This is a genomic window from Streptomyces sp. NPDC107562 (assembly GCF_055657325.1).
Map to the genome: position 1 here is coordinate 261,688 of NZ_JBVKBE010000009.1, position 22,803 is coordinate 284,490.

Here is a 22,803-nt window from a genome sequence, read left to right on the forward strand (position 1 = left end):
GACGTCCGCTCCAGGGAAGGACCCTTCGTGAGCGACACCACCGATCTGATGGGCGCACGTGTCGAGGAGACCGCTGCCGCGCCCGCCACGGACGCCTCCGCGCCTGCCAGCGGTGCCGGCTCCCGGCGGCGCCGCGGTACCGGCCTCGAGGGCATGGTGCTGGCCGAGCTGCAGCAGGTCGCATCCGGCCTCGGCATCAGGGGCACCGCGCGCATGCGCAAGAGCCAGCTGATCGAGGTCATCAAGGAGGCGCAGGCGGGAGGGGGAGCCCCGGCGAAGAACGCCGAGGGCGCCACCGAGACCAAGCCGAAGCGCCGCGCCACGTCCAAGGCGCGCACCGGTGACGAAGCAGCTGCCGAGAAGGCCGCCCCGTCGGCCGAGGCGCCCGCCGACAAGGCCGTGGCCCAGCAGCAGATCGAGATTCCCGGCCAGCCCGGTGGCGCGGCCCGCGCGAGCGAGGCCGAGCGTGGGGGCGACGACGTCCCCGAGCGCCGGCGTCGGCGGGCCACCGCCGAGGCGGGCAGCCCCGAGACCGTCGCGGCCGAGGCGAAGAGCGAGCCGAAGGCCGAGTCGCCCGCGCAGCAGCCGCAGGGCGACGGCGACGGCGGCGAGGGCCGACGTCGCGACCGCCGCGAGCGTGGCCGCGACCGTGAGCGGGGCGACCGGGACAACCGGGACCGCGACCGCCGCGGCAAGGGCGACGACCAGCAGCAGAGCCAGGGCCAGGGTCAGCAGCGCCAGCAGCAGGGCGGCGGCGGACAGGGCCAGAACGACGACGACTTCGACGGTGGCCGCCGTGGTCGTCGCGGCCGCTACCGCGACCGCCGGGGTCGCCGGGGCCGTGACGAGATGGGCGGCAGCAGCAGCGAGCCGCAGATCACCGAGGACGACGTCCTGATCCCGGTCGCGGGCATCCTCGACATCCTCGACAACTACGCGTTCATCCGGACCTCCGGCTACCTGCCCGGCCCGAACGACGTGTACGTCTCCCTCGCCCAGGTCCGCAAGAACGGCCTGCGCAAGGGCGACCACATCACCGGCGCGGTCCGTCAGCCCAAGGAAGGCGAGCGGCGCGAGAAGTTCAACGCGCTCGTGCGCCTCGACTCCGTCAACGGCATGGCGCCCGAACACGGCCGTGGCCGCCCGGAGTTCAACAAGCTCACCCCGCTCTACCCGCAGGACCGCCTCCGTCTGGAGACGGACCCCGGCGTCCTCACCACCCGCATCATCGACCTGGTCTCGCCGATCGGTAAGGGCCAGCGCGGTCTGATCGTGGCCCCGCCGAAGACCGGCAAGACCATGATCATGCAGGCGATCGCCAACGCGATCACGCACAACAACCCCGAGTGCCACCTGATGGTCGTCCTCGTCGACGAGCGTCCGGAAGAGGTCACCGACATGCAGCGGTCGGTCAAGGGCGAGGTCATCTCCTCGACCTTCGACCGCCCGGCCGAGGACCACACCACGGTCGCCGAGCTCGCCATCGAGCGTGCCAAGCGCCTGGTGGAGCTGGGCCACGACGTCGTCGTACTGCTCGACTCGATCACGCGTCTGGGCCGTGCGTACAACCTCGCCGCCCCGGCCTCCGGCCGCATCCTGTCCGGTGGTGTCGACTCGACCGCCCTGTACCCGCCGAAGCGCTTCTTCGGTGCGGCCCGCAACATCGAGGACGGCGGCTCGCTGACCATCCTCGCCACCGCCCTGGTGGACACCGGGTCCCGCATGGACGAGGTGATCTTCGAGGAGTTCAAGGGCACCGGCAACATGGAGCTCAAGCTCGACCGGAAGCTCGCCGACAAGCGCATCTTCCCCGCGGTGGACGTGGACGCGTCCGGTACGCGTAAGGAGGAGATCCTGCTCGGCGCCGAGGAGCTGGGCGTCGTCTGGAAGCTGCGCCGGGTGCTGCACGCGCTCGACCAGCAGCAGGCGATCGAGCTGCTCCTCGACAAGATGAAGCAGACCAAGTCGAACGTCGAGTTCCTGATGCAGATCCAGAAGACGACGCCGACCCCCGGCAACGGCGACTGACGTCGGCACGCTGAACGGGTCCGCTGAGACGGCCCGCTGAGATCGGCCTGTGAAGGGCCGCATCCGTCACATCGACGGATGCGGCCCTTCACAGTTTTCTGTGCGACCCTGCGCCGGGTTTCCCCGTCCGACCGGGCAGGGCGACGATGGACCGGTGCATGCCCGTTCCTGATCGCATTCCTGACCGCAGGGGGTACCCGACATCCGACGAGAGCTGAGGAGCACATGCCTGCCGACAGCACGCCGGAGCCCGGTATACCGGGTGAGTCCGGCACACACGGTCCGCACCGACGGGCCAAGGGAAGCCGCCGCAAGCCGCGGGCCAGGAGCCGCAGAGGGCTGCTGATCGCCGCCTGGACCGCGGCGGGCGTCGTCGTCCTCGGCGGCACCGGCGTCGGCTACGTGTACTTCAAGCTCAACGGCAATCTCCGCAGTGTCGACATCGACCAGGCGCTGGGCGCCGACCGGCCCGGCAAGGCCGACGACGGCTCCGAGAACATCCTGGTCCTCGGCTCGGACACCCGCGCGGGCGGCAACGAGAAGCTGGGCGGCGGCACCGACGACGGCAGTGCCCGCTCGGACACGGCGATGATCGTGCACGTCCACGAGGGCCGGAAGAAGGCCAGCGTCGTCTCCGTCCCCCGCGACACCCTGATCGACCGTCCCGCGTGCACGGACGCCGACGGCGGCCGGCACGACGCCGCCTCCGGCGTGATGTTCAACTCGGCCTACAGCACCGGCGGCGCCGCCTGCGCCGTCAAGACCGTCGAGTCCCTCACCGGCATCCGCATGGACCACTACCTGGAGGTCGACTTCGCCGGCTTCCAGAAGCTCGTCGACGAGCTGGGCGGCGTCGAGGTGACCACGACGAAGGACATCGCGGACCCGGAGAGCCACCTCGACCTCGCGGCGGGCACGCACCGGCTCACCGGTGAGCAGGCCCTCGGCCTCGTCCGCACCCGGCACGGCGTGGGCGACGGCTCGGACCTCGGCCGTATCCAGCTCCAGCAGGCCTTCGTGAAGGCGCTGGTCGAGCAGGTCAAGGAGATCGGCCTGTTCACCAGCCCCAAGAAGCTGTACGACCTCGCCGACACCGCCACCGACACGGTCACGACCGACTCCTCGCTCGGCTCGGTCGACGCCCTGACGTCCTTCGCGAGCGGCCTCAAGGGCATCAGCGCCTCGAAGATGAACATGGTGACGATGCCGGTGCGCTACGACCCCGCCGACCCCAACCGCGTGCTCCTGGACGAGGCGAAGGCGGATCGGGTGTGGGACGCCCTGAAGAACGACGAGCCCATCCCGAGATCGGCCACCGACGGCTCGGCGACGGGCGAGGCCAAGGGCGTGGTCACGTCGTAAGGGGCACGCCACCGCCCGCACGGAATAGATCGGAGCGGCCCCCGGTTTTGGGGGATGGCCCCAGTCCTGGCAGACTGGTACGTCGGCCCCGGTTCACGCTCCCGCATCCCGCGGCGGCGACCCGGCGCCCTCCCGAACCATAGGAGACACCTTGAAGCGCGAGATCCACCCCGAGTACGTCGAGACGCAGGTCAGCTGCACCTGTGGCGCCTCGTTCACCACCCGTAGCACGATCCAGTCCGGCACCGTCCGGGCCGAGGTCTGCTCCGAGTGCCACCCGTTCTACACGGGCAAGCAGAAGATCCTCGACACCGGTGGCCGTGTGGCCCGCTTCGAGGCCCGCTTCGGCAAGGCCGCCGGCTCCAAGAAGTAGCGAGCCCCATTTCGCCGGTCCACGGCCGCGCCCCTCGCTGGCGCGCCGGGACCGGCGTTTTTGGTCGCCCGCCCACTTCACCCCGTACCCTTCCCCACGCTCTCACCCACGTCCGAGCAGGGGATGCCCCCATCAGGAGCCAGAGATGTTCGAGGCCGTCGAGGAGCTTGTCGCCGAGCACGCCGACCTGGAGAAGCAGCTCGCCGATCCGTCGGTCCACGCCGATCAGGCCAACGCGCGCAAGCTGAACAAGCGCTACGCCGAACTCACCCCGATCGTCGCCACGTACCGCTCCTGGAAGCAGTCCGGGGACGACATCGAGACGGCCCGTGAACTGGGCGCCGACGACCCCGAGTTCGCCGCCGAGGTCAAGGAGCTGGAGCGGGGGCGCGAGGAGCTCACCGAGAAGCTGCGCCTGCTGCTGGTCCCGCGCGACCCCAGCGACGACAAGGACGTCATCCTGGAGATCAAGGCGGGCGCCGGCGGTGACGAGTCCGCGCTGTTCGCCGGCGACCTGCTGCGCATGTACCTCCGCTACGCCGAGCGCGTCGGCTGGAAGACCGAGATCATCGACGCCACCGAGTCCGAGCTGGGCGGCTACAAGGACGTCCAGGTCGCCGTGAAGACCAAGGGCGGCCAGGGTGCCACCGAACCCGGGCAGGGCGTGTGGGCGCGGCTGAAGTACGAGGGCGGTGTGCACCGCGTGCAGCGCGTGCCCGCCACGGAGTCCCAGGGGCGCATCCACACCTCCGCCGCCGGCGTGCTCGTCACCCCGGAGGCGGAGGAGATCGACGTCGAGATCAACCCCAACGACCTGCGCATCGACGTCTACCGGTCCTCCGGTCCCGGCGGCCAGTCCGTCAACACCACCGACTCCGCCGTGCGCATCACGCATATCCCGACCGGGGTCGTGGCCTCCTGCCAGAACGAGAAGAGCCAGCTGCAGAACAAGGAGCAGGCACTGCGTATCCTGCGCTCCAGGCTGCTCGCAGCGGCGCAGGAGGAGGCGGAGAAGGAGGCCGCCGACGCCCGCCGCAGCCAGGTCCGCACCGTCGACCGCTCCGAGAAGATCCGCACGTACAACTTCCCGGAGAACCGCATCTCGGACCACCGCGTCGGCTTCAAGGCCTACAACCTGGACCAGGTTCTCGACGGCGAGCTCGACGCGGTGATCCAGGCCTGCGTCGACGCGGATTCGGCCGCCAAGCTCGCAGCCGCGTAAGGCACTTACGAGTACGACGGAGGACGAGCGTGCAGCCATCCATTGGGGGGCGACCCCCAGGCCCCCGCAGTCTGCTGCTCGCGGAGGTGGCCCAGGCCACCCAGCGGCTGGCCGACGCCGGCGTGCCCTCGCCGCGCACCGACGCGGAGGAACTCGCCGCGTTCGTGCACGGCGTGAAGCGGGGCGAGTTGCACTCCGTGAAGGACTCCGACTTCGACGCCCGCTACTGGGAGGTCATCGCCCGCCGTGAGCAGCGCGAGCCGCTCCAGCACATCACCGGGCGCGCCTTCTTCCGGTACCTGGAACTCCAGGTCGGGCCGGGCGTGTTCGTGCCGCGCCCGGAGACGGAGTCCGTGGTCGGCTGGGCCATAGACGCGGTGCGCGCCATGGACGTGGTCGAGCCGCTGATCGTCGACCTGTGCACCGGCTCCGGCGCCATCGCGCTGGCGCTCGCCCAGGAGGTGCCGCGCTCCCGGGTGCACGCCGTGGAGCTGTCCGAGGACGCGCTGCGCTGGACCCGCAAGAACGTCGAGGGGTCGCGGGTGGACCTGCGGCAGGGCAACGCGCTGACCGCCTTCCCCGACCTCGACGGCCAGGTCGACCTGGTCATCTCGAACCCGCCGTACATCCCGCTCACCGAATGGGAGTACGTCGCTCCCGAGGCGCGGGACTACGACCCCGAGCTGGCGCTGTTCTCCGGCGAGGACGGCCTCGACCTGATCCGTGGCATCGAACGCACCGCGCACCGGCTGCTGCGCCCCGGCGGCGTCGTCGTCATCGAGCACGCCGACACCCAGGGCGGCCAGGTGCCGTGGATCTTCACCGAGGAGCGGGGCTGGGCCGACGCGGCCGACCATCCCGACCTCAACAACCGCCCACGCTTCGCCACCGCCCGTAAGGCGCTGCCGTGAGCACCCACCAGACTTCACCCCGGCAGTACGGGTACGAGGAGGACCGCTGAAATGGCACGGCGATACGACACCAATGACGCCACCGACCGCGTGACCGGTCTGCGTGAGGCCGCGTCCGCCGTCCGCCGTGGCGAGCTGGTGGTCCTCCCGACCGACACCGTGTACGGCATCGGCGCCGACGCGTTCTCCTCCGAGGCGGTCGCCGACCTGCTGGAGGCCAAGGGCCGCGGCCGCAACATGCCCACGCCCGTCCTCATCGGTTCCCCGAACACCCTGCACGGCCTGGTCACGGACTTCTCCGAGCTGGCCTGGGAGCTGGTCGACGCCTTCTGGCCGGGCGCGCTGACGCTGGTCGCCCGGCACCAGCCGTCGCTCCAGTGGGACCTGGGCGACACCCGGGGCACGGTCGCCGTACGCATGCCGCTGCACCCGGTCGCGATCGAGCTGCTCACCGAGGTCGGCCCGATGGCCGTGTCGTCGGCGAACCTGACCGGGCACCCGGCGCCGGAGGACTGCGACGCGGCCCAGCAGATGCTCGGCGACTCCGTCTCCGTCTACCTCGACGGCGGCCCGACCCCCGGCAACGTGCCGTCCTCCATCGTCGACGTCACCGGCCCGGTGCCCGTCCTGCTGCGCGAGGGCGCCCTCTCGCCGGACGAGCTGCGCAAGGTCGTACCCGACCTTGAGGTGGCCAATTGACAGCCCCTGACTCGCCCGAGCTCCCGGCTCCGCTCGCGCAGGGGGCACCCCCATGCGTGGCATAGGCAACCGGGAAAGCGCGGCGGAGATCACGACGACGTTCGTGGGGCTTCCGCGTGACAGCTTCCGCATCCTCCACGTCAGCACCGGAAACGTGTGCCGCTCACCCATCACCGAGCGGCTGACCCGGCATTTCGTGTCGGAGCGGCTCGGTGTCCTCGGCGGCGGGCTGATCGTGGAGAGCGCCGGCACCTGGGGCCACGAGGGCGCTCCCATGGAGGCCAACGCCGAGACGGTGCTGGCCGACTTCGGCGCGGACGCGTCCGGCTTCGTGGGCCGGGAGCTGCTGGACGAGCACGTGATCCGTGCCGACCTGGTGCTCACCGCCACCCGTGACCACCGTGCCCAGGTGATCTCGATGGGGCACTCGGCGGGGCTGCGCACCTTCACGCTGAAGGAGTTCACCCGGCTGGTGAAGGCCATCGACCCGGCGACCCTGCCGCCGCTGGAGGACGGGGTGGTGGCCCGGGCCCGCGCGCTGGTGCGGGCCGGTGCCGCACTGCGCGGCTGGCTGCTGGCGCCCACCGCCGAGGCGGACGAGGTCTACGACCCGTACGGGGCGCCGCTGACGTTCTTCCGCTCGGTCGGCGACGAGATACACCAGGCACTGGACCCCGTGGTGACGGCCCTGACGGGAGTGGCGGCCCGGACCTGAGTCCCGGCCGCCCCCGGGGCCGTGCGACAGCGGGCGCCCCCGACCGCCCCGGCCTACATTGGACCTACGTCATCGTCGACGGCCGGAGTCCACCATGTCGGTCACCCATGCCCCCGAGGCCGATCTGCTGCGCCGGCAGGATCCCGCGCTCGCCGAGATCCTGCTCGGGGAGCTGGACCGGCAGTCGACCACGCTCCAGCTGAACGCCGCCGAGAACTTCGCGTCGCGGGCCGTGCTGGCCGCCCTCGGCTCACCGCTGGCCAACAAGTACGCGGAGGGCTATCCGGGCTCCCGCTACCACGGCGGCTGCGAGATCGTCGATGTCGCCGAGGGGCTCGCCGTCCGCCGGGCCCAGGCGCTCTTCGGTGCCGAGCACGCCAACGTCCAGTGCCACTCGGGCAGTTCGGCCGTCCTGGCCGCGTACGCCGCCCTGCTGCGCCCCGGCGACACGGTCCTCGCCCTCGGCCTGCGCCACGGCGGCCACCTCACGCACGGCTCGCCCGCCAACTTCTCCGGCCGCTGGTTCGACTTCGTCGGCTACGGCGTCGACGAGGAGACCGGTCTGATGGCCTACGACCAGGTGCGCACCCTGGCCCGCGCGCACCGCCCCAAGGCGATCGTGTGCGGCTCGATCGCCTACCCGCGCCACCTCGACTACGCCTACTTCCGTGAGGTCGCCGACGAGGTCGGCGCCTACCTCATCGCGGACGCCGCGCACCCCATCGGGCTCGTCGCCGGGGGAGCGGCGCCCAGTCCGGTGCCGTACGCCGATGTGGTGTGCGCCACCACGCACAAGGTGCTGCGCGGGCCGCGCGGCGGCATGATCCTGTGCGGAGCGGAGCTCGCCGAACGCGTCGACCGGGCCGTCTTCCCCTTCACCCAGGGCGGCGCCCAGATGCACAGCATCGCCGCCAAGGCGGTCGCCTTCGGCGAGGCGGCGACACCGGCCTTCCAGGCGTACGCCCATCAGGTGGTCGCCAACGCCCGGTACCTGGCCGCCGCGCTCGCCGCGGAGGGGCTCGTCGTCACCACCGGCGGCACGGACACCCACCTCATCACCGCGGACCCGGCCCCGCTCGGCGTGGACGGCCGCGGTGCCCGTGGCCGGCTCGCGGCCGCCGGGATGATCGTCGACTGCTGCGCGCTGCCGCACGACGCCCGCGGTCTGCGGCTGGGCACCGCCGCCGTCACCACGCAGGGGATGAGCGAGGGTGAGATGGCTCGCATCGCCAAGCTGCTCGCCGAGGTGCTGCGGGACCAGGCCGACAGCAGGACGGTACGGGAGGAAGTGCGGGATCTCGCCGGGGGATTTCCGCCGTATCCGCGCTGAGGCGGGGTAGCCGGAAGTCCGGTGCACAGCCACACGTGCAACCATCGTCGCTACCCGGAAGTCCCCAACCATATGCGTCCCTCGCTAGGGTGTGGGGCTGAGATGGCCAGCGAGATCTGTGGGGAAGCCCGTGCGTGAATACCTGCTGACGCTCTGCATCACGGCCGCGGTGACGTACCTGCTGACCGGGCCGGTGCGGAAGTTCGCGATCGTGGCCGGAGCGATGCCGGAGATCCGGGCACGTGACGTGCACCGGGAGCCCACTCCGCGGCTCGGCGGGATCGCGATGTTCTTCGGCCTGTGCGCGGGTCTGCTGGTCGCGGACCATCTCACCAACCTCAGCGACGTCTTCGAGAAGTCCAACGAGCCACGTGCCCTGCTCTCCGGGGCGGCGCTGATCTGGCTGATCGGTGTGCTGGACGACAAGTTCGAGATCGACGCCCTGATCAAGCTGGGCGGCCAGATGATCGCCGCCGGCGTCATGGTGATGCAGGGCCTGACGATCCTGTGGCTGCCGGTCCCGGGTGTCGGCACGGTCGCGCTGACCCAGTGGCAGGGCACCCTGCTGACGGTGGCGCTGGTCGTCATCACCATCAACGCGGTCAACTTCGTCGACGGGCTGGACGGACTGGCGGCGGGCATGGTGTGCATCGCCTCGGCCGCGTTCTTCATGTACGCCTACCGGATCTGGTACTCGTACGGCATCGAGGCCGCCGCTCCGGCGACCCTGTTCGCCTCGGTGCTGATGGGCATGTGCCTGGGCTTCCTGCCGCACAACATGCACCCGGCCCGCATCTTCATGGGCGACTCGGGCTCGATGCTCATCGGCCTGGTGCTGGCGGCGGGCGCGATCTCGGTGACCGGGCAGGTCGACCCGGACGTGATGAAGCTGTTCTCCGGCTCCGAGCGCAACGCGGTGCACCAGATGGTGCCCGTCTACATCCCGCTGCTGATGCCGCTCACCATCATCGCGATCCCGGCCGCGGACCTGATCCTCGCGATCGTGCGCCGCACCTGGCGCGGGCAGTCGCCGTTCGCCGCGGACCGGGGGCACCTGCACCACCGGCTGCTGGAGATCGGCCACTCGCACAGCCGGGCCGTGCTGATCATGTACTTCTGGTCGGCGCTGATCGCCTTCGGTGCCCTCGGCTACTCGGTGAACTCCGCGTCCATGTGGATCGTGCTGGGCGTCGTGCTGCTCAGTGCGCTCGGTTTGATCCTGCTGCTGCTGCCCCGCTTCACCCCACGGGCGCCGCTGTGGGCCGAGCACTTCGTACCGCCGCGCTACCGCCGCCGGGCCGTGCTGCCGCCCGCTTCGGAGGTCCCGGTCGAGGCCCCGGCCGAGGAGCGCAACGAGGACGAGGGCGAGCGCACGCCGGTCGCCGTGGGGGTCTCCGGTGCCAACGGAGCGACCGCCGTCGGTCCCCGCTCACGCTTCACAAGGTAAGAATCTGACTAAGGCATTGCCTGGCCGTGGGGGAACGAACACCCCATTACCAGACATGTCGGCTCGGATTCTGCACAGACGCGCACCATCACCCTCATGTGTGACAGTGCGCACACCCCCAGGTAAAGACCTCATCAAATAGTTTGTGATACGGTTCACGAGAACCCCCCGGACAGAGCCGCCGGACCGTGGTGCGACGGTCCACCGGCATGAGGTTCTCTCTCAGCCCGGGACTACGCTCGTCCATGACGACACCCTGCCCCCCTGTGAAAGCGGAGTTGCCGCCATGCCGTCCAATGACGCCCGGAACCTTCTGCAGACAGCTGTGCCTTCGGCCGCTGTCGGTGCGGTCACGGTGGCGGTCAGCGGTGTGGTCGCCGGCGGCAAGGGGGCGCTCGGTGCCGGCGTCGGCGCTCTGCTCGCCATCCTCTTCATGGGGATCGGCCTGTTCGTCCTGCAGTGGACGGCGAAGACGCTCCCCCAGCTGTTCCAGGCCATGGGGATGATGCTCTACGTCGCCCAGCTCCTGCTGCTCCTGATCTTCGTCGCCCTCTTCAAGGACACCTCTCTCTTCAATCCGAAGACGTTCGCCCTCGGTCTCGTCATCGCGACCGTGGTGTGGATGGCCGCGCAGGCCCGTGCGCACATGAAGGCCAAGATCTTCTACGTCGATCCGGATGCCGTGAAGAGCGAGAAGCCCGAGAAGACAGGGCCGTCGTCGTGAGGGGTAGGGGCGGGATAAGGGCCAGTGAGATCTCCTGCTATCGTCCGGTGCCAACTGCGGCATCGCGGGCGCGGGCATCCGAGCTGACGCCTGCTCGATCGCGAGTCTTGATGTCCCCCAGCCGCCCCCACATCCGTAACACCTGTCCGGTGCCGACCCGCGGCCCTGCGCCGCGCCGACACAACGAGGTTGCCGTACCCATGCGTCACGCCGAAGGAGCCCGTGGTGAGTGCTGACCAGACCCAGCTCGCCTTTGACTGGAGTTGTCGGATCATGTCCGACAACGGGTGTGGCTTTCCGGCTCCGGGCCTGCACTCGTTTCTCTTCCAGCCGATCACCACGGTGGGAGGGTTCGAGTTCAACAAGGTGATGCTGCTCGCGCTCATCACCACCGTGCTCGTGATCGGCTTCTTCTGGGCGGCCTTCGGCAAGGCGAAGGTGGTGCCGGGCAAGCTCCAGATGATCGGCGAGGCCGGCTACGACTTCGTACGCCGCGGCATCGTCTACGAGACCCTTGGCAAGCGTGAGGGCGAGAAGTGGGTCCCGCTCATGGTCTCGCTCTTCTTCTTCATCTGGATCATGAACATCTGGTCCGTGATCCCGCTGGCCCAGTTCCCGGTGTCGTCGATCATCGCGTACCCGATGGTGCTGGCCGCGATCGTCTACCTCACCTGGGTCGGACTGACCTTCAAGCGCCACGGGTTCGTCGGCTTCTTCAAGAACGTGACCGGCTACGACAAGTCGCTCGGTCCGGTGCTGCCGCTCGTCATGATCATCGAGTTCTTCTCGAACCTGCTGGTCCGCCCGTTCACGCACGCCGTGCGACTGTTCGCCAACATGTTCGCCGGTCACCTGATGCTGGTCATGTTCACCGTGGCCTCCTGGTACCTGCTGAACAGCTGGCTGATCCCGGCGGCGGGCGTCTCGTTCATCATGACGATGGCCATGATCCTCTTCGAGCTTTTCGTGCAGGCCGTCCAGGCGTACGTCTTCGTACTGCTGGCCTGCTCGTACATCCAGGGCGCTCTCGCCGAGCACCACTGAGCCCCTAAGCCCGCAAGCCCCCCAGAACGTCCGGTGGCCAACCCCCGCCGGTCCATGAAAGAGAAGGAAGATTCAGCATGGCTGCCACTGAGACCCTCGCCGCTGTCTCCGGTTCGCTCGGCTCCATCGGCTACGGCCTCGCCGCCATCGGCCCCGGCATCGGCGTCGGCATCATCTTCGGCAACGGCACCCAGGCCCTGGCCCGCCAGCCCGAGGCCGCCGGCCTGATCCGTGCCAACCAGATCCTGGGCTTCGCCTTCTGTGAGGCGCTCGCCCTCATCGGCATCGTTATGCCGTTCGTGTTCGGTGTGTAAGTAGCCCACGCTTACCGACACGATTCGACGAAAGGCACTGATGTGATCGCCAACCTGGTGCAGCTGGCGGCCGAGGAGGAGCAGAACCCGCTCGTCCCGCCGGGTCCCGAGCTGCTCGTCGGCACCATCGCCTTCGCCATCGTCTTCTTCATCTTCTGGAAGAAGCTGCTTCCGAACATCAACAAGGTTCTGGAGGAGCGCCGCGCGGCGATCGAAGGCGGTATTGAAGAGGCCGAGACCATGAAGGTCGAGGCCCAGAGCGTCCTTGAGCAGTACAAGGCCCAGCTCGCCGAGGCCCGGCACGAGGCCGCGCGACTGCGCCAGGAGGCTCAGGAGCAGGGTGCCGCGCTCATCGCCGAGATGCGCGCGGAAGGCCAGCGGCAGCGCGAGGAGATCGTCACCGCCGGCCACTCCCAGATCGAGGCCGACCGCAAGGCCGCCTCGTCCGCGCTCCGTCAGGACGTCGGCAAGCTGGCCACCGAGCTGGCCGGCAAGCTGGTCGGTGAGTCCCTGGAGGACCACGCCCGGCAGAGCCGCGTGATCGACCGCTTCCTCGACGAGCTCGAGGAGAAGGCCGAGGCGTCTCGATGAACGGAGCGAGCCGCGAGGCCCTGGCTGCCGCACGTGAGCGTCTCGACGCGCTGACGGACGCCACGTCCGTGGACGCGGCGCGGCTCGCCGACGAGCTGGCCGCGGTGACCGCGCTGCTCGACCGCGAGGTCAGCTTGCGTCGGGTCCTCACCGACCCGGCGCAGGCCGGTGAGAGCAAGGCCGAGCTGGTCCAGCGCCTGCTCGGCACCCAGGTCGGCGGCGAGACCGCGGACTTGGTGTCCGGCATGGTGCGCTCCCGCTGGTCGCAGTCGCGCGACCTGGTGGACGCGCTGGAGGAGCTGGCGAGCACCGCGGACCTCACCGCGGCCCAGCAGGGCGGCACGCTCGACAGCGTCGAGGACGAGCTGTTCCGGTTCGGCCGGATCGTCGCCTCCAGCACCGAGCTGCGCGCCGCGCTGACCGACCGCAAGGCCACCACCGCTGCCAAGAGCGAGCTGCTGCGCAGCCTGCTCGGCGGGCGGGCGGCCCCGGCCACCGAGCGTCTGGTGACGCGCCTCGTGACCGCGCCGCGGGGACGTAGCCTGGAAGCGGGACTCGAGTCCCTGTCCAAGCTCGCCGCCGAGCGGCGTGACCGCATGGTGGCCGTCGTCACCTCGGCGGTGCCGCTGAGCGACGGGCAGAAGCAGCGCCTCGGCGCCGCTCTCGCCAAGCTCTACGGCCGCCGGATGCACCTCAACCTCGACCTGGACCCCGAGGTCCTCGGCGGGATCCGGGTGCAGGTCGGTGACGAGATCATCAACGGCTCCCTGGCGGACCGCATCGCGGACGCCGAGCGCCGGCTGGCGAGCTAGCCGCAACTGAACACGCAAGTCGTAATTACGGCCCGGTTGGGCCGTGCAGAGGATTCACCTCTCTTAGGGGGGAGTCCCCATCCCCCCAAAGTGAAACTTCGGGCCCAACAAGGAGAGCAGGGAACCCAGATGGCGGAGCTCACGATCCGGCCGGAGGAGATCCGGGACGCACTGGAGACCTTCGTCCAGTCGTACAAGCCGGACGCGGCCTCGCGCGAGGAGGTCGGTACGGTCACCCTTGCCGGCGACGGCATCGCGAAGGTCGAGGGTCTGCCCTCGGCCATGGCCAACGAACTGCTGAAGTTCGAGGACGGCACCCTCGGCCTCGCCCTCAACCTCGAGGAGCGCGAGATCGGTGCCATCGTCCTCGGTGAGTTCAGCGGCATCGAGGAGGGGCAGCCGGTCACCCGCACCGGCGAGGTCCTCTCCGTCGCGGTCGGCGAGGGCTACCTCGGCCGTGTGGTCGACCCCCTCGGCGCCCCGATCGACGGCCTCGGCGAGATCGAGACCTCGGGTCGTCGCGCCCTTGAGCTGCAGGCCCCCACGGTCATGCAGCGCAAGTCGGTGCACGAGCCGATGGAGACCGGCTACAAGGCCGTCGACGCGATGACCCCGATCGGCCGTGGTCAGCGTCAGCTGATCATCGGTGACCGCCAGACCGGCAAGACCGCCCTGGCCGTCGACACGATCATCAACCAGCGTGACAACTGGCGTACCGGCGACCCGAACAAGCAGGTCCGCTGCATCTACGTCGCCATCGGTCAGAAGGGCTCCACCATCGCGTCGGTCCGCCGCGCGCTGGAGGAGAACGGTGCGCTGGAGTACACGACCATCGTCGCCGCCCCGGCGTCCGACCCGGCCGGCTTCAAGTACCTGGCGCCGTACACCGGTTCGGCCATCGGCCAGCAGTGGATGTACGAGGGCAAGCACGTCCTCATCATCTTCGACGACCTGTCGAAGCAGGCCGACGCCTACCGTGCTGTCTCCCTGCTGCTGCGCCGCCCGCCGGGCCGTGAGGCCTACCCGGGTGACGTCTTCTACCTGCACTCCCGCCTGCTGGAGCGCTGCGCGAAGCTCTCCGACGAGATGGGTGCCGGTTCCATGACCGGTCTGCCGATCGTCGAGACCAAGGCCAACGACGTCTCGGCGTTCATCCCGACCAACGTCATCTCCATCACCGACGGCCAGTGCTTCCTGGAGTCGGACCTGTTCAACGCCGGTCAGCGCCCCGCGCTGAACGTCGGTATCTCCGTCTCCCGAGTCGGTGGTTCCGCGCAGCACAAGGCGATGAAGCAGGTCTCCGGCCGTCTGCGCGTGGACCTGGCCCAGTTCCGTGAGCTGGAGGCGTTCGCCGCCTTCGGTTCCGACCTGGACGCCGCGTCGAAGTCGCAGCTGGAGCGTGGCCAGCGGATGGTCGAGCTGCTGAAGCAGGCTCAGTACCAGCCGATGTCCACCGAGGACCAGGTCGTCTCCGTCTGGGCCGGCACCACCGGCAAGATGGACGAGGTTCCGGTCTCCGACATCCGCCGCTTCGAGAAGGAGCTCCTGGAGTACCTGCACCGCAAGGAGCAGGGCCTCATGACCTCCATCAAGGAGGGCGGCAAGATGTCGGACGACACCCTCACGGCCGTCGCCGACGCCATCGCCGAGTTCAAGAAGCAGTTCGAGACCTCGGACGGCAAGCTGCTCGGCGAGGACGCTCCGTCCACCGCCAAGTGACGTAAGGAAGGGACCTGACTCATGGGAGCCCAGCTCCGGGTCTACAAGCGTCGCATCCGATCCGTCACCGCGACCAAGAAGATCACCAAGGCGATGGAGATGATCGCCGCCTCGCGCGTCGTCAAGGCGCAGCGCAAGGTGGCGGCCTCCACGCCGTACGCGCAGGAACTGACCCGCGCGGTCACGGCGGTCGGCACCGGGTCGAACACCAAGCACCCGCTGACCACCCAGGCCGAGACGGTCACGCGGTCCGCGGTGCTGCTGCTGACCAGCGACCGGGGTCTGGCCGGTGCGTTCAACTCCAACGCCATCAAGGCGGCGGAGCAGCTCACCGAGCGGCTGGAGCGCGAGGGCAAGCAGGTCGACACGTACATCGTCGGCCGGCGCGGTGTCGCCCACTACAACTTCCGTGAGCGCAGGATCGCGGAGTCGTGGAGCGGCTTCACCGACGAGCCCACGTACGCGGACGCCAAGAAGGTCGCGGCTCCGCTGATCGAGGCCATCGAGAAGGAGACGGCGGAAGGCGGCGTGGACGAACTCCACATCGTCTTCACCGAGTTCGTCTCGATGATGACGCAGAACGCGCAGGACGCGCGGCTGCTGCCGCTCAGCCTCGAAGAGGTGGCGGCGGAGGCCAAGCCCAAGGGCGAGATCCTCCCGCTGTACGACTTCGAGCCGTCGGCGGAGGACGTCCTGGACGCCCTGCTTCCGCGGTACGTCGAGAGCCGGATCTACAACGCGCTGCTCCAGTCGGCCGCTTCCAAGCACGCCGCCACCCGGCGCGCGATGAAGTCGGCCACCGACAACGCGGGTGAGCTGATCAACACGCTCTCCCGTCTTGCCAACGCGGCCCGCCAGGCCGAAATCACCCAGGAAATCAGCGAGATCGTCGGTGGCGCCAGCGCCCTGGCCGACGCGAACGCGGGGAGTGACAACTAATGACCACCACTGTTGAGCCGACCGCTGCGTCGGGCGTGGCCACCGGCCGCGTCGCGCGGGTCATCGGCCCGGTCGTCGACGTGGAGTTCCCCGTCGACGCGATGCCGGACATCTACAACGCGCTGCACGTCGAGGTGGCCGACCCGGCCAACGCCGGCGAGAAGAAGACGCTGACCCTGGAGGTCGCCCAGCACCTGGGTGACGGCCTGGTCCGCACCATCTCCATGCAGCCCACCGACGGTCTGGTCCGCCAGGCTGCGGTCACCGACACCGGCACGGGCATCACCGTCCCGGTCGGCGACTTCACCAAGGGCAAGGTGTTCAACACCCTCGGCGAGGTGCTGAACGTCGACGAGACCTACGACGGCGAGCGCTGGTCCATCCACCGCAAGGCCCCGCGCTTCGACGAACTCGAGTCGAAGACCGAGATGTTCGAGACCGGCGTCAAGGTCATCGACCTTCTCACCCCGTACGTCAAGGGTGGAAAGATCGGTCTGTTCGGTGGTGCCGGCGTCGGCAAGACGGTGCTCATCCAGGAGATGATCTACCGCGTCGCCAACAACCACGACGGTGTCTCCGTGTTCGCCGGTGTCGGTGAGCGCACCCGTGAGGGCAACGACCTCATCGAGGAGATGTCCGACTCGGGCGTCATCGACAAGACCGCCCTGGTCTTCGGTCAGATGGACGAGCCGCCGGGCACCCGTCTGCGCGTGGCCCTCGCGGGTCTGACCATGGCGGAGTACTTCCGCGATGTGCAGAAGCAGGACGTGCTGTTCTTCATCGACAACATCTTCCGCTTCACGCAGGCCGGTTCCGAGGTCTCGACCCTGCTCGGCCGTATGCCCTCCGCGGTGGGCTACCAGCCGAACCTGGCCGACGAGATGGGTCTCCTCCAGGAGCGCATCACCTCGACCCGTGGTCACTCGATCACCTCGATGCAGGCGATCTACGTCCCCGCGGACGACCTGACCGACCCGGCCCCGGCCACCACCTTCGCCCACCTCGACGCGACGACGGTGCTGTCCCGTCCGATCTCGGAGAAGGGCATCTACCCGGCCGTGGACCCGCTGGACTCCACGTCCCGCATCCTGGACCCGCGGTACATCGCGCAGGACCACTACGACGCCGCCATGCGCGTCAAGAACATCCTGCAGAAGTACAAGGACCTCCAGGACATCATCGCGATCCTCGGTATCGACGAGCTCGGCGAGGAGGACAAGCTCGTCGTCCACCGTGCCCGTCGCGTGGAGCGCTTCCTGTCCCAGAACACCCACGTGGCCAAGCAGTTCACCGGTGTGGACGGCTCGGACGTGCCGCTGGAGGAGTCGATCGCGGCGTTCAACGCGATCTGCGACGGCGAGTACGACCACTTCCCCGAGCAGGCCTTCTTCATGTGCGGTGGCATCGAGGACCTGAAGAAGAACGCGAAGGAGCTGGGCGTCTCCTGACCCGGGCCCTCGTGCTCGTGTCGTGAGGGGGCGGGGTCGTCCCGCCCCCTCTGTCACGCCCATTAGACTTGTAACCAACACCCGGCACATCCGCCGGGTGGTGACCCGAGGAGCCACCCTTGGCTGCTGAGCTGCACGTCGCGCTGGTCGCTGCCGACCGCCAGGTCTGGTCCGGCGAGGCCACCCTGGTCGTCGCGCGCACCACGTCCGGCGACATCGGCGTCATGCCCGGTCACCAGCCGCTGCTCGGTGTGCTGGAGTCGGGCCCGGTGACCATCCGTACGAGTGATGGCGCAACGGTCGTCGCCGCGGTGCACGGCGGTTTCGTCTCGTTCGCGGACAACAAGCTGTCGCTGCTGGCGGAGGTCGCGGAGCTCGCCGACGAGATCGATGTCAAGCGCGTCGAGCAGGACCTGGAGCGTGCGAAGGCGGAGGACGACGCCGAGGCCAAGCGCCGCGCCGACGTCCGGCTTCGCGCGGCGACGGCGGCGCGTTGATCCAGCCCGCCCTGCGATGACGTCACTCAGCCGCGGTCAGCACCGGAGCAATCCGGAGCTGACCGCGGCTGAGGCGGATATGGGTGTTTTTCACGTTCCGTTACTGAGGAGACGAGGAGGTCGGTGCCGATGGTCCTCGCTCTGACTGTGTGCGGAATTGTCGTGGCCCTGGTGGTGCTGGGACTGTTCGTCTTCGGCCTGCGCCGCAGGCTCATCCAGCGTTCCGGCGGCACCTTCGACTGCAGCCTGCGCTGGGACGTCCCCGAGAAGCCCGACACCGGTGGCAAGGGCTGGGCCTACGGCGTGGCCCGCTACAACGGCGACCGCGTGGAGTGGTTCCGCGTCTTCTCCTACGCCCCGCGCCCCCGCCGCGTCCTGGAGCGTTCCGCGATCGAGGTGGCCGGCCGCCGTCTTCCCGAGGGCGAGGAGGAGCTGGCGCTGCTCTCCGACTCGGTGATCCTCGCCTGTCTGCACCGGGGCACGCGGCTCGAACTCGCGATGAGCGAAGACGCGCTGACCGGTTTCCTCGCGTGGCTCGAGGCAGCCCCGCCCGGTCAGCGGGTGAATGTGGCGTAGCCACATTCACCCGCTGACCGGGGGAATCTCAACGTCGCTCAGGACGTCTCCCCGCAGGGCTACTTCAGCCCGTTGCTGATGGCGGTCGCCAGTTCACCGTTGCTGGTGTCGCCGCTGAACTCCCAGAAGAACGCGCCGCCCAGGCCCTGGTTCTTGGCCCAGGTCATCTTGCCGGCGATGGTCGACGGGGTGTCGTAGGACCACCAGTTGTTGCCGCAGTGCGCGTACGCCGTGCCGGCGATGGTGCCGGTGGTCGGGCAGGAGTTCTTGAGTACCTTGTAGTCCTCGATGCCGGCCTCGTAGGTGCCGGGCGCCGCGCCGGTCGCCGAGCCGCCGGGGGCGGACTGGGTGACGCCGGTCCAGCCGCGGCCGTAGAAGCCGATGCCGAGCAGCAGCTTGGCGGAGGGAACGCCCTTCGACTTCAGCTTGGCGATCGCGTCGGCGGAGTTGAAGCCGGCCGCCGGGATGCCGGGGTACGAGGTGAGCGGCGAGTGCGGGGCGGTCGGGCCGTCCGCGTCGAAGGCGCCGAAGTAGTCGTACGTCATCACGTTGTACCAGTCGAGGTACTGGGCGGCGCCGCCGTAGTCGGCCGCGTCGATCTTGCCGCCGTTCGAGCCGTCGGCGGTGATGGCCGCGGTGACCAGGTAGTTCGAGCCGAACTCGGTGCGCAGCGCGGACATCAGGGTCCTGAACGCCGCCGGGCCGGAGGTGTCGCAGGTCAGGCCGCAGGCGTTCGGGTACTCCCAGTCGATGTCGATGCCGTCGAAGACGTCGGCCCAGCGCGGGTCCTCCACGACGGCCTTGCAGGACCTGGCGAACGCGGCCGCGTTCTGCGCCGCCTGGCCGAATCCGCCGGAGTAGGTCCAGCCGCCGAAGGAGTACAGCACCTTGATGTGCGGGTACTTGGCCTTCAGCTGGCGCAGCTGGTTGAAGTTGCCGCGCAGCGGCTGGTCCCAGGTGTCGGCGGTGCCGCTGACGGACTGGTCGGCGGTGTAGGCCTTGTCGTAGGCGGCGTAGGTGTCGTCGACGGTGCACTGACCGTTCTTGACGTTGCCGAACGCGTAGTTGATGTGGGTGATCTTCGAGGCGGAGCCGGAGGTCACCAGGTTCTTGACGTGGTAGTTGCGGCCGTAGACGCCCCACTCGGTGAAGTAGCCGAGGTTGATCTTCGTGCCGGGCTGCGGGTCGGTGCCGCCGCCGGTGGTGCGCACCGCGCGGGCGCCGGAGACCGGGCCGGTCTGGTCGGCGGTGTCCCGGGCCTGGACGGTGTACGAGTAGTCGGTGCCCGCGGTCAGGCCGGTGTCCGTCCAGCTGGTGCCGGTGACGGTGGCGACCTTGCTGCCGCCGCGCAGGACGTCGTAGTTCTTGATGCCCTTGTCGTCGGTGCCGGCGCTCCAGGACAGCTTCACCGAGGTGTTGGTGATGTCGGAGGCCGAGGGGGTGCCGGGCGCGGAGGGCGGGTTGTCGCCGGGGACCGAGCCGCCGTCGCAGCTGCCGCCGTTGAGCTTGCAGTTGGCGGGGGCGCCGGAGCCGGAGCCGTTGAAGCCGAAGGAGACGGAGGCGCCGGGGGCGAGGGTGCCGTTCCAGGCCTTGTTCTTGGCGGTCCAGTGGGTGCCGGACGAGGTGAAGTCGGCGTCCCAGCCGGAGGTGACCGAGGTACCGGAGGGGAAGTCCCACTCCACGGTCCAGGAGTTGATGGTGGTGGTACCGGTGTTCTTGACGGTCCACTTGCCCTCGAAGCCGGAGCCCCAGTCCTGGGTCTTGGCGTAGGTGGCGGTGGCTTCGGTGGCCGCCTGGGCGGGGGCGGCGAGACCGACCAGGCCGGCGAACGGGAGCAGCAGGGTCGCGAATCCGGCCGCGGCTCTGTGTCTGAAGCGCATGCTGCGCCTCCTTATGGGGGTTGTCGGGGGCCTGACTGAGCCATCAGGCCCTCAGTGCCGCGAGAATAGAAAGGTCTGGACCATAGGTCAATAGGTCTGGACCACTGTCCACGGCCGGCCCCGCACGAGGCCGCTAGATCCCCAACTCCTGCGCCAGAACCGCCGCTTGGACGCGACTGCGCAGCTCCAGCTTGCCCAGCAACCGGCTGACATGTGTCTTCACCGTCGCCTCGGCCATGGCGAGGCGGGCCGCGATCTCGGCGTTGGACATCCCCTCGCCGAGGCAGGACAGCACCTCCCGCTCGCGGCGCGTGAGGCTGTCCAGCACCGAGGGGTCCGCCGTGGGCTCCCGCACCGGCCCGGCGGCGAACTCGGCGATGAGCCGCCGGGTGACCGCCGGGGCGATCAGGCCCTCACCGCGGGCCACGGTGCGCACCGCCTCCAGCAGGTCCCGCGCGTCCGTGTTCTTCAGCAGGAACCCGCAGGCGCCCGCGCGCAGCGCGCCGAACACGTACTCGTCGAGGTCGAAGGTGGTCAGGACGAGGACGTCGGCCAGCCCCTCCGCCACCACCTGCCGGGTCGCCGAGACGCCGTCCAGTCGCGGCATCTGCACGTCCATCAGCACCACGTCCGGGCGCAGCTCACGGGCCATCGCCACCGCCTGCTCGCCGTCGCGGGCCTCGCCGGCCACCTCGATGTCGGGCGCGCTGCCCAGGATGAGCACCAGTCCGGCGCGCACGGCGGACTGGTCCTCGGCGACGAGCACACGGATCACGGGGTCACTCCTTCGACTGCTGTCCACGGCGGCCTCAAGCCGGCTCCTCGTCCTCGCCGGCCGGCAGGGTGGCCCGTACGGCCCAGACCTTGCCCTCGGGGGAGTCCTCGGGACCCGCCTCGAAGGTCCCGTCCAGCAGGGCGGCCCGCTCCCGCATCCCGACCAGTCCGGCGCCGGAGCCCGGTGCCCGCGGCCCGTCGCGGTCGCCGTACGGGCTCGTCACGACGATGTCCAGCGAACCGTCCCGCCGCCGCAGCGCGACCGAGACCCGGCCGGGGCCCGCGTGCTTGAGGGCGTTGGTGAGGGACTCCTGGACGATCCGGTACGCCGCGAGTTCCACCGGCGCGGGCAGCCCCTCGCCGTGCCTGGCGTCGAGCCCGGCGTCGAGGCCGTTGGCGCGGGCGGTGTCGACCAGGGCGCCCAGACCGTCGAGCGTGGGAGCGACGGGGATGCCCCCCTGACCCGAAGCGAAGAGCTCGGGGGAGGACCCCGGGCCGCCGCTCTCGTCGCGCAGGATGCCGATCAGGCGGCGCATCTCCGCGAGCCCCTCGACGCTGTTCTCGCGGATGACGTGCAGGGCCTGGCGGGTGGTGCCCGGGTCGTCGAGCGAGAGCGCGGCCGTGGAGTGGATGGCGATCGCGGAGAGGTGGTTGGCGACGAGGTCGTGCAACTCCCGGGCCATCCGGGCCCGTTCCGCCGTGACGGCCTGCGTGCGGTCCATCTCGGCCAGCAGCGCGGTCTGCTCGGCGCGCAGCCGGGCGGCCTCGGCGGCCTCGCGGTGGTTGCGCACGATCAGTCCGGTGGAGGCGGGCGCGAAGGCGACGACGCCGGTCGCGACACCGATCAGCAGCGCCTCGGGCACCCGCCACACGGCGAACGGCACGACCGTCCCGGCCACCGTCAGCAGACCGGTGACCCGCGGGATCCGCCGGGCCGAGGCGGGGGTGCCGTACAGGACGGCCGCGTACATCACGTCGGTGTACATCAGGACGGTGACCAGGCTGCCCTGGGTGACGGTGTCCATGATCAGCGCGGCGGTGGCGGTCAGCAGGGCGGTGCGCGGGGCGGCCCGGCGCAGCACCTCGCAGCCCGCCATCACGACCAGCGGCACCAGCAGCGGCCCGGCACCGGGCAGCAGCACCATCGCCTCCCCGGCCGGGCGCAGGCCCAGTCCGATGCCCCACAGCAACAGCCCGCCGAGCAGGCCGGCCAGTGCGACGTACACGTCGAAGCGGTGCGGGCGGGGGAGTCGTGCGGCCATGGCACCATCCAACACGGCGGGCAGGCGCCGCGCCTGGTCCCGCGGGACGGTCCGCGGGTACATCGAAGGATGCAGTGGCGGTTCGTCGGCGGTGACGACGAAATCGGCGGATCCCGGCGGGAGCCTTGAGGGGTGA

The 22,803-nt window shown here is 69.8% G+C and carries 22 protein-coding genes; 19 read left to right on the plus strand and 3 right to left on the minus strand.

Features of this window, described 5'->3' with window-relative positions; all coding sequences use genetic code 11:
• Positions 1-27 precede the first annotated feature (27 nt).
• The 19 genes from rho to ACZ7LV_RS25115 all read left to right on the plus strand — a co-directional run bounded on the left by rho (position 28) and on the right by ACZ7LV_RS25115 (position 18,751).
• Positions 28-2,028 (plus strand): transcription termination factor Rho, encoded by a 2,001-nt coding sequence (gene rho, locus ACZ7LV_RS25025; RefSeq protein ID WP_471942336.1) that lies wholly within the window; start codon positions 28-30, stop codon positions 2,026-2,028.
• Between the two features lie 225 nt (positions 2,029-2,253).
• Positions 2,254-3,390 (plus strand): LCP family protein, encoded by a 1,137-nt coding sequence (locus tag ACZ7LV_RS25030; RefSeq protein WP_471942338.1) that lies wholly within the window; start codon positions 2,254-2,256, stop codon positions 3,388-3,390.
• A 151-nt stretch (positions 3,391-3,541) separates the two neighbouring features.
• Positions 3,542-3,763 carry a 50S ribosomal protein L31 gene (gene rpmE / locus ACZ7LV_RS25035; protein ID WP_401673365.1) on the plus strand — a complete coding sequence of 74 codons (222 nt, stop codon included), beginning with the start codon at positions 3,542-3,544 and terminating at the stop codon, positions 3,761-3,763.
• Positions 3,764-3,908: 145 nt separating this feature from the next.
• Positions 3,909-4,985: a peptide chain release factor 1 gene (prfA, locus tag ACZ7LV_RS25040; protein WP_401673366.1), complete on the plus strand. Its 1,077-nt coding sequence runs from the start codon at positions 3,909-3,911 to the stop codon at positions 4,983-4,985.
• Between the two features lie 71 nt (positions 4,986-5,056).
• Entirely contained in the window at positions 5,057-5,896 is an 840-nt protein-coding gene (prmC, locus tag ACZ7LV_RS25045) for a peptide chain release factor N(5)-glutamine methyltransferase (RefSeq protein WP_401674481.1), read from the plus strand.
• Positions 5,897-5,947: 51 nt separating this feature from the next.
• Entirely contained in the window at positions 5,948-6,595 is a 648-nt protein-coding gene (locus tag ACZ7LV_RS25050; RefSeq protein WP_401673368.1) for an L-threonylcarbamoyladenylate synthase, read from the plus strand.
• Between the two features lie 52 nt (positions 6,596-6,647).
• On the plus strand, positions 6,648-7,310 hold the full coding sequence (locus ACZ7LV_RS25055; RefSeq protein ID WP_365456787.1) for an arsenate reductase/protein-tyrosine-phosphatase family protein: 663 nt from the start codon (positions 6,648-6,650) through the stop codon (positions 7,308-7,310).
• A 94-nt stretch (positions 7,311-7,404) separates the two neighbouring features.
• Complete coding sequence (locus tag ACZ7LV_RS25060; RefSeq protein ID WP_471942340.1) at positions 7,405-8,640, plus strand: serine hydroxymethyltransferase; 1,236 nt, start codon at positions 7,405-7,407, stop codon at positions 8,638-8,640.
• A gap of 130 nt (positions 8,641-8,770) precedes the next feature.
• Entirely contained in the window at positions 8,771-10,087 is a 1,317-nt protein-coding gene (locus ACZ7LV_RS25065; protein WP_471942341.1) for an MraY family glycosyltransferase, read from the plus strand.
• Positions 10,088-10,373: 286 nt separating this feature from the next.
• Positions 10,374-10,811 carry a hypothetical protein gene (locus ACZ7LV_RS25070; RefSeq protein ID WP_471942343.1) on the plus strand — a complete coding sequence of 146 codons (438 nt, stop codon included), beginning with the start codon at positions 10,374-10,376 and terminating at the stop codon, positions 10,809-10,811.
• A 273-nt stretch (positions 10,812-11,084) separates the two neighbouring features.
• Positions 11,085-11,855 (plus strand): F0F1 ATP synthase subunit A, encoded by a 771-nt coding sequence (atpB, locus tag ACZ7LV_RS25075; RefSeq protein ID WP_401674483.1) that lies wholly within the window; start codon positions 11,085-11,087, stop codon positions 11,853-11,855.
• 77 nt (positions 11,856-11,932) lie between these two features.
• Entirely contained in the window at positions 11,933-12,169 is a 237-nt protein-coding gene (atpE, locus tag ACZ7LV_RS25080; RefSeq protein WP_189701479.1) for an ATP synthase F0 subunit C, read from the plus strand.
• Positions 12,170-12,211: 42 nt separating this feature from the next.
• Positions 12,212-12,760 carry a F0F1 ATP synthase subunit B gene (locus ACZ7LV_RS25085; protein ID WP_401673379.1) on the plus strand — a complete coding sequence of 183 codons (549 nt, stop codon included), beginning with the start codon at positions 12,212-12,214 and terminating at the stop codon, positions 12,758-12,760.
• Positions 12,757-13,572, plus strand: coding sequence for a F0F1 ATP synthase subunit delta (locus ACZ7LV_RS25090; RefSeq protein ID WP_471942345.1), 816 nt, complete (start codon positions 12,757-12,759; stop codon positions 13,570-13,572). Before ACZ7LV_RS25085 ends, ACZ7LV_RS25090 begins: the two co-directional genes overlap by 4 nt.
• Positions 13,573-13,701: 129 nt before the next feature.
• Complete coding sequence (gene atpA, locus ACZ7LV_RS25095; protein ID WP_471942347.1) at positions 13,702-15,291, plus strand: F0F1 ATP synthase subunit alpha; 1,590 nt, start codon at positions 13,702-13,704, stop codon at positions 15,289-15,291.
• Positions 15,292-15,312: 21 nt separating this feature from the next.
• Positions 15,313-16,230: a F0F1 ATP synthase subunit gamma gene (locus ACZ7LV_RS25100; RefSeq protein WP_471942349.1), complete on the plus strand. Its 918-nt coding sequence runs from the start codon at positions 15,313-15,315 to the stop codon at positions 16,228-16,230.
• Positions 16,230-17,678, plus strand: a complete 1,449-nt coding sequence (atpD, locus tag ACZ7LV_RS25105; protein WP_471942350.1) for a F0F1 ATP synthase subunit beta — start codon at positions 16,230-16,232, stop codon at positions 17,676-17,678. The genes ACZ7LV_RS25100 and atpD overlap by 1 nt, the downstream gene beginning before the upstream one ends.
• Before the next feature lie 119 nt (positions 17,679-17,797).
• Positions 17,798-18,175, plus strand: coding sequence for a F0F1 ATP synthase subunit epsilon (locus ACZ7LV_RS25110; RefSeq protein ID WP_471942352.1), 378 nt, complete (start codon positions 17,798-17,800; stop codon positions 18,173-18,175).
• A gap of 129 nt (positions 18,176-18,304) precedes the next feature.
• Complete coding sequence (locus tag ACZ7LV_RS25115; RefSeq protein WP_189701486.1) at positions 18,305-18,751, plus strand: DUF2550 domain-containing protein; 447 nt, start codon at positions 18,305-18,307, stop codon at positions 18,749-18,751.
• Between the two features lie 59 nt (positions 18,752-18,810).
• Here the strand turns inward: ACZ7LV_RS25115 and ACZ7LV_RS25120 are convergent, their stop codons facing one another.
• The 3 genes from ACZ7LV_RS25120 to ACZ7LV_RS25130 all read right to left on the minus strand — a co-directional run bounded on the left by ACZ7LV_RS25120 (position 18,811) and on the right by ACZ7LV_RS25130 (position 22,667).
• Positions 18,811-20,631, minus strand: a complete 1,821-nt coding sequence (locus ACZ7LV_RS25120) for a glycosyl hydrolase family 18 protein (protein WP_471942354.1) — start codon at positions 20,629-20,631, stop codon at positions 18,811-18,813.
• Between the two features lie 133 nt (positions 20,632-20,764).
• Positions 20,765-21,406, minus strand: a complete 642-nt coding sequence (locus ACZ7LV_RS25125) for a response regulator (protein ID WP_471942356.1) — start codon at positions 21,404-21,406, stop codon at positions 20,765-20,767.
• 34 nt (positions 21,407-21,440) lie between these two features.
• Complete coding sequence (locus ACZ7LV_RS25130) at positions 21,441-22,667, minus strand: sensor histidine kinase (protein ID WP_471942358.1); 1,227 nt, start codon at positions 22,665-22,667, stop codon at positions 21,441-21,443.
• Between the last annotated feature and the right edge of the window lie 136 nt (positions 22,668-22,803).